Annotated in this window: 5 protein-coding genes and 1 pseudogene; 5 read left to right on the top strand and 1 reads right to left on the bottom strand. The window is 76.8% G+C overall.

Annotated elements, in window-relative coordinates; translation table 11 throughout:
• Positions 1-198: 198 nt before the first annotated feature.
• The 5 genes from MNZ29_RS22310 to MNZ29_RS22290 all read left to right on the top strand — a co-directional run bounded on the left by MNZ29_RS22310 (position 199) and on the right by MNZ29_RS22290 (position 6,259).
• Positions 199-1,656, top strand: a complete 1,458-nt coding sequence (locus MNZ29_RS22310; protein ID WP_242356789.1) for a chemotaxis protein CheA — start codon at positions 199-201, stop codon at positions 1,654-1,656.
• Positions 1,653-2,255, top strand: a complete 603-nt coding sequence (locus tag MNZ29_RS22305) for a chemotaxis protein CheC (protein ID WP_242341071.1) — start codon at positions 1,653-1,655, stop codon at positions 2,253-2,255. The genes MNZ29_RS22310 and MNZ29_RS22305 overlap by 4 nt, the downstream gene beginning before the upstream one ends.
• 10 nt (positions 2,256-2,265) lie before the next feature.
• Positions 2,266-3,009 carry a nickel pincer cofactor biosynthesis protein LarB gene (gene larB, locus MNZ29_RS22300; protein ID WP_242341070.1) on the top strand — a complete coding sequence of 248 codons (744 nt, stop codon included), beginning with the start codon at positions 2,266-2,268 and terminating at the stop codon, positions 3,007-3,009.
• A 10-nt stretch (positions 3,010-3,019) separates the two neighbouring features.
• Entirely contained in the window at positions 3,020-4,231 is a 1,212-nt protein-coding gene (gene larC, locus MNZ29_RS22295; protein WP_242356787.1) for a nickel pincer cofactor biosynthesis protein LarC, read from the top strand.
• Between the two features lie 150 nt (positions 4,232-4,381).
• Complete coding sequence (locus MNZ29_RS22290; RefSeq protein ID WP_242356784.1) at positions 4,382-6,259, top strand: ATP-binding protein; 1,878 nt, start codon at positions 4,382-4,384, stop codon at positions 6,257-6,259.
• Between the two features lie 177 nt (positions 6,260-6,436).
• On the opposite strand, the pseudogene MNZ29_RS22285 reads toward MNZ29_RS22290, so the two are convergent.
• Positions 6,437-7,105: pseudogene (locus MNZ29_RS22285) on the bottom strand (hypothetical protein); the annotation flags it as partial.

Raw genomic sequence — 7,105 nt, 5'->3', positions numbered from 1 at the left:
CGCGCCGGTCGAGCCGCCCGCCCCCGCCGCGCCCCCGCCCGCCGCCGCGCCGCGCGCGCGCACCGCCCGGCGAGTGCAGGTGCAGGTCGAGATCGCCGGGTCCTGCCCGGTGCCGGCGGTGCGCGGCTTCCTCGTGCCGCCCCCGCCGCGCCCCCGCCCGCCGCCGCGCCGCGCGCGCGCACCGCCCGGCGAGTGCAGGTGCAGGTCGAGATCGCCGGGTCCTGCCCGGTGCCGGCGGTGCGCGGCTTCCTCGTGGTGAAGAAGCTCGGCGCGCTCGGGCAGGTCGCCGAGGCCCGGCCGTCCGTGGAGGAGCTCCGCGCCGGCCGCATCCCGGGCAAGCGCCTCGAGGTCCTGCTCGACACCGCCGAGTCGCTCCAGGCGGTGGAGCGCGCCCTCGCGCAGATCTCCGACATCGCCGCCGTCACGCTCCGCGAGGCGGAGGCGGAGCGCGCCCCCGCGCCGGCCCCGGCGCCCGCGCGCGAGGGGACGCCCGGGGAGGCGAGCCGCACGGTGCGCGTCCGCACCGAGATCCTCGACGGCTTCCTCGACGCGGTGGGCGAGCTCATCCTCGCCACCGCGCGCATCCGCGAGATCGGCCGGGCGCTGCCGGAGGGCGCCCGCCCGGCGCTCGACGAGGGCGTGGACCGGCTCCACGCGATCGTGAAGGACCTGCACGACAAGGTGATGACGGTGCGGATGACGCCGCTCGCCCTCGTCACCGAGCGGCTCCCGCGCACGGCGCGCGACGTCGCGCGCAAGCTCGGCAAGAGCGTGGAGGTGGAGATCCGCGGCGCGGAGATCGAGCTCGACCGCGCCATCCTGGAGGAGCTGTCGGACCCGGTGCTGCACGTCCTGCGCAACGCCGTCGATCACGGCGTCGAGCTCCCCCACCTCCGACTCCTCGCCGGGAAGCCCGCCACCGGCGCCCTCGCCATCACCGCTCGCCGCGAGCGGGACCGGGTGATCCTCGAGATCTCCGACGACGGGCGCGGCATGAACCCCGAGAAGCTCCGCGCCGCCGCGGTCGCGCGCGGCGCGCTCAGCGCGAAGGACGCGGCGGAGCTCCCCGAGCGCGAGGCGCTCCTGCTCGCCTGCCTGCCAGGCGTCTCGACCGCCGAGACCGTCACCGACGTCTCCGGCCGCGGCGTCGGCCTCGACGCGGTGAAGCGCACCGTCGAGGGGGTGGGCGGTACGCTCGAGCTCGACTCCGTGCCCGGCAAGGGCACGCGCGTCACCTTCCGCCTGCCGCTCACCGTGGCGGTGCAGCCGGTGCTGCTCGTGCGCGTCGGCGAGGAGGTGCTCGGCATCCCCATCGCCAAGGTCCACGGCGCGGCGCAGGTGGCGCTCTCCCGGCTCGAGCGGAGCCAGGGGACGCCGGTGCTGGAGCACGAGGGCGCGCTCGTCCCGGTGCACGACCTCACCCGCCTGCTCGGCTTCCCGGGCGCGCCCTTCGACGAGCGCTCGGTGGTGGTGGCCGACGGCGGCGACGGCGGGCGGGTCGGCCTCGCGGTGGACGCGCTCCTCGGCCAGCACGAGGCGGTGCTGAAGCCGCTCGGCGAGCCGCTCGACCTCGTGCCCGGCCTCTCCGCGGTGACGGTGCTCGGCACCGGGCGGCCGGTGTTCATCCTGGACGTGCAGAGGCTCCTCTCGGCGTGACCTCCTTCGGCCCGCGAGACCTCGACGCCCTCCAGGAGCTCGCCACCATCGGCTGCGGGCAGGCCATCACCGCGCTCGGCAAGCTCGCCGGCCGGCGTATCGAGATGGACGTCCCCGAGGCGTGGGTGGGCGCCGAGGCGGGCGCCATCGCCGTGTTCCTCGGGGGGCTCGGCCAGGACCTCGTCGCCGTCGGCGTGAAGCTCGAGGGGCCGCTCCAGGGCGACCTGCTCCTCGCCCTGCCCGAGGCGGACGCGGAAGGGCTCGCGGCGCTGCTCGGCTTCCCGCCCGGCGCGGGCGAGGGCTGGGGCGGCATGGCCGAGAGCGCCCTCATGGAGTCGGGCAACATCGTGGGGAGCGCCTTCGTCTCCGCCATCGGGACCCTGGTCGGCGAGAAGCTGCTCCTGTCGGTGCCCACCTTCGCGCGTGGCAGCGGCCGCGCCTGCGTCGAGCGGCTCGTCGCCCACGCCGGCTCGATCGCGCTCGCCACCCGCTTCACCCTCGCCGCCGAGGTCGATCGCGGGGCCCTCGAGGGGCTCATCCTCGTCATGCCCGAGCCGGAACGGATCGCGAGGCTCCTCTCGCACCTCGATCTGCGCTAGACACCCCGGCATGGACGAACGCACGCTGCGCCGGCTCCTCGACGGCGTCCGCAATGGCGACACCACCGTCGACGACGCGGTCGCGCACATGAAGCACGCGCCGTTCGAGCGGCTCGGCGACGTCGCCACGATCGACACGCACCGCGCGCTGCGCGTGGGCATGCCGGAGGTGGTGCTCGCCGAGGCCAAGACCGGCGCCCAGGTCGCCGCGATCGCGAAGCAGCTCGCGGCCCGCGGGCCGCTCCTCGTGACGCGCCTCGCGCCGGACAAGGCCGCGCCGGTGAGGCGCGCGGTGAAGGGGGCGAAGTACGACCCGGTCTCGCGCACCCTGCGCAAGGGGCGCATGGACGTCCCGGCGCGCGGGCCGGTCGCGGTCTGCTGCGCCGGGACGAGCGACATCCCCGTCTGCGAGGAGGCGGCGGTGACGCTCGACGTGATGGGCCTCGAGGTGATCCGCGTCTACGACGTGGGCGTCGCCGGTCTGCATCGGCTCCTCGCGCGCCGGGCGGACCTCGAGCGGGCCCGCGCCGTGATCGTGGCGGCCGGCATGGAGGGCGCGCTCCCCTCGGTGGTGGGGGGCCTCGTGGGGCGGCCCGTCATCGGGGTGCCCACCTCCGTCGGCTACGGAGCCTCGCTCGGCGGCATGGCGCCGCTCCTCACCATGCTCAACTCCTGCGCGCCCAACGTCACGGTCGTGAACATCGACAACGGCTTCGGGGCGGCGTTCGTGGCGGGCCTCATCGCGCGCGAGTAGGAGCCTCTCCATGCAGCCTCTGCTCGTCCTCGAACCCATCGGCGGCATCGCCGGCGACATGTTCCTCGCGGCGGCGCTCGACCTGGGCGTCGACCGCGCCCGCCTCGAGGAGGCGCTCCGCTCGCTGGGCGTGCCCGGCTGGCGGCTCGAGGTGCAGCGCCGGAGCGCCTCGGCGATCCTCGGCACGCACGTGGACGTGGTCGTGGAGGGGCAGGAGCCGCCCGCGCGCTCGCTCTCCGAGATCCTCGGCATCCTCGACGCGAGCGCGCTCGCGCCGCGGGTGAAGGCCGCCGCGCGCGGGCTGTTCGAGCGGATCGGCCGGGCCGAGGCGAAGGTCCACGGCGTGCCGGTCGAGGAGGTGCACTTCCACGAGGTCGGCGCGGTGGACTCGATCGTGGACCTGTGCGGCGCGGCGGTGGCGCTCGACCTGCTCGGCTGGCCGCGCGTGGTGTCCGCGCCGCCCGAGCTCGGGCGCGGGATCGCCAGGACGGCGCACGGGCCGGTGCCCATCCCGCCGCCGGCGGTGCTGGAGCTGCTCGCCGGCACGCCCGTGCGGCCCGGCGGGCCTCCCGGCGAGGCGGTCACGCCCACCGGCGCCGCCCTCCTCGCCGAGTTCGCCCAGGTGGGGCCCCTGCCGCCGTTCGTGCCGCGCCGGATCGGCTACGGCGTCGGGACGGTCACCTGGCCGGACCGGCCGAACGTGCTGCGCATGACGCTCGCCGAGGAGGTCCCGCTCGCCCCGGGCGCGAGCCCTGCGGGCGGCGCGCCCGCGGAGGCCGGCGCCGGGGCGCTGTGGGTGCTCGAGGCGAACCTCGACGACTGCCCCGGGCAGCTCGTCGCGCGCGCCATCGAGGCCGCGCTCGAGGCGGGCGCGCTCGACGCGTGGGCCGCGCCGCTCACCATGAAGAAGGGACGTCCGGGGGTGCTCCTGGGTGCGCTGTGCGAGGAGCCGCGCCGCGCGGCGGTGACCCAGGCGCTCTTCGCGGAGACCACCACGCTCGGCGTCCGCCGCCACGCGGTCGAGCGGGACGCTCTCGAGCGCACCTTCGAGCAGGTGGAGACGCCCTACGGGGTCGTGCGGGTCAAGGTGGCGTGGCAGGCCGGGCGCGAGCTGGGCGCTCACCCCGAGTACGACGACTGCCTCGCCCGCGCGCGCGAGCGCGGCGTCCCGGTGCGCGAGGTGATGTCCGCCGCCATCGCCGCACATCGCGCCGGGCGCTGAAGGCCGCGGCCGCCGCCTTCGTCGGCGCGTCCGCTCCGCGTGCTAGAGTCACTGCGGGGGAAGCGCGTGGCACGCAAGGAGAAGGCACGGCCGCGGAAGCGATCGTCCCGCGCGACGCCGCGGCGGAGGCCCCCGCGGCCCGCCCCGCGCGTGGACGACGCCGTGCTGCGCGAGGTGTTCCGCACCGCGGCGGTGCCGGCGGTGGTCCTCGAGGACGGCGTGGTGAAGCTCGCGAACGAGGCGTTCGCGCGGGCGCTCGGGCAGGACGCCGACGCGCTCCGCGGCGCGGCGCTCGGCACGCTCCTCCCGCCGGTGGACGGCGAGGTCCCCACCCCGCTCCCCGGGACGATCCGCAGCTACCGCACGAGCGTCGCCGGCGTGCCTGCCCGCGTCGACGTCTCCGCCGCGCTCACGCCCGCGCACAGCGGCGCGGTCCTGGGCTCGGCCGCCCTCGCCCTGGCGCTGCCCGACGAGGACACCGCGGTCCCGCGCGTGCTCCTCGCCCTCTCCCGCGAGCTCGCCGAGGCGCGCAGCGAGGACCAGATCACCGCCGCGGTGGCGCGCGCGCTCGAGCTGCTCTTCCCCGCGCGCTCCTTCTGCGTGCGGCTCGTCGATCCGAGGACCTTCGCGCTCACCACCCTGTACGCCCGCGGCCGGCTCCGGCCGCTCGCGCGCGGCCGGCTCGCCCTCAAGGCGATCGCGGTCGAGCGCACCGGCCTCTCGCGCGCGGCGCTCGAGCAGGGCGGCGTCCAGATCGTCGAGCGCGACGAGCCGCTCTTCGCGGGCTGCGACGAGGCGAGCGCGGTCCCGCTCGCCGTGGCGGGGCAGCTCTTCGGCATCGTGAACCTCGAGTACGCGCGCGGCGGCCCGGGCGACCCGCTCTCCGACGCGTCGCTGCTCTACCAGGTGGCGAACCACGCCGCCCTCGGCGTCCGCAACCTGCGCTCGGTCGAGGAGCTCACCTACCTCAAGACCTACCTCGAGGACCTCATCGAGCACGCGAACGCGCTCATCTTCGTGGCGAGCCGGGCGCGCGAGGTGATCGTCTGGAACGCCGCGCTGGTGCGGCTCACCGGGGTCGCCCGCGAGGAGGCGCTCGGGGGCGATCTCCTCGCGCGCATCCCGCCGGAGGAGCACGCCGCGGTGGAGGCGGTGCTCGCGCGCGGGCTCTCGGGCGAGTCGGTGGACGGGTTCGAGACGCGGCTCCTCGCCGCGGGGCGCGAGGCGCGCATCGCGGTGAACACCGCCCCCATCTTCGGCGCGGCCGGCGACGTCGAGGGGGTCATCGCCATCGGCCACGACCTCACGCGCGTGCGCTCGCTCGAGGCCGCGGCGGAGCACGCCGAGCGGCTCGCCGGCATCGGCCGGCTCGTCGCGGGCGTCGTGCACGAGCTCAACAACCCGCTCACCGCGGTGAACATGTACTCGGACGTGCTCGTGGAGAAGCTGCAGAACGCCGGGCACGACCCCGCCGACGTGGAGAAGCTCCGCGCCATCCGCGAGGGGGGCCAGCGCATCCAGCGGCTCGCGCGCGACCTCGTCGCCTACGCGAAGCCCTCCGGCGCGCGGGCCGAGCTCGTGGACCTCGCCTCGGTGCTCGACGAGGCGGCGCGGCTCGCGAAGCCCGCCCTCAAGGAGATGAGCGCGGTGCTCGAGCAGCGGCTCGTCCCGGTGCCGCCGGTCGAGGGGAACCGCCCGAGCCTCGTGCACGTCTTCGTGAACCTCGTGCGGAACGCCGCGCAGGCGGTCGGCGAGGGCGGCCGCGTGTCGCTCGCGCTCGAGCAGGACGGCGAGACCGTGAAGGTCGCGGTGCAGGACGACGGCGCGGGCATGCCGCCGGAGATCGCGGCCCGGGCGTTCGAGCCGTTCTTCACGACGCGCCCGGGCGTGGGCATCGGCCTCGGGCTCCCGATCGTGCAGGGCATCCTCGAGCGCCACGGCGGCCGGATCGCCCTCGACACCGCCGAGGGCCGCGGCACCACCGTGACGGTGACGCTGCCCGTCCGCGGCGCCAGCGCCGAACGGTGAACGCTCCGGCAGCTCGGCTGGACCTCGTGGTCACGACACGCGAGCAACGCGAGCGCGCCGGGGCGCCGTCGCGTTCGCGGCGAAGCCGCCACGCGGCGGCGCACGGGACCCGGCGAGCAGGGGTGGGGCCCCGACGACGGCGGCCAGCCGTCGTTGGGGCGGGGGCGCAGCCCCCGTTCAAACGTTCACGCTGAGGATCGCGTAGCCCTTGAAGGCGGGGAGCACCGTGGAGAGCGAGTAGCCCGACGGGTTCATGGGGATGCGCACGTCGCTGCCGTCTGCGGAGACGAAGCGCGCGCGGCGGGCGTCGCCCGCCACCTGGAGGCCGAGGAACAGGGTCGCGCCCTGGGCGCGCTCCGGGCCGAGCGTGACGAGGTGCGCGTGCACCGCGCCGTCCGCGCGGTCGAGGACCACGAGGAGCGGCTGGCGCGAGGCGACGGACGCCGCCCGGCGTCCCTTGCCGAGGAGCGCCGCGAGCGCGCGCTCGAGCAGCGCCGGGTCCGGCGGCGCGGCGCTGCCCTTCTCCGGCGCGAGCGGCGCGAGGGCGGCGAAGGTCCCCTTCCCCACGCGCACGCCGGCGGGCTTGCCGCCCGGCAAGAACGTCGCGCCTGGCCGCCCGACCTCGTCGGCGCCGGCGGGCTCGCCGAACGCGAGCACCCCACCGCCTGCCTCGAGCCGCCGCCGGATCTCCTTGGCCTCGAGCGGCGTCACGCCCACGGCGTCGGCGAGCACCACGACCGCCTCCGGCGGCGCGTCCTCGAGGCGGAGCACCACCGGGGCCTGCACGTGCAGCTGCGCGAGCGCCTCCGCCGCGCGCTCGACGGCGGCGCGGTGCCGCCCGCCCGT

Origin of the sequence: Anaeromyxobacter sp. SG64 (assembly GCF_022690745.1) — a bacterium.
GTDB classification, from domain to species: Bacteria; Myxococcota; Myxococcia; order Myxococcales; family Anaeromyxobacteraceae; genus Anaeromyxobacter; species Anaeromyxobacter soli.
The sequence above is the reverse complement of the archived record's forward strand: the minus strand, read 5'-3'. Positions and strand labels throughout refer to the sequence as shown.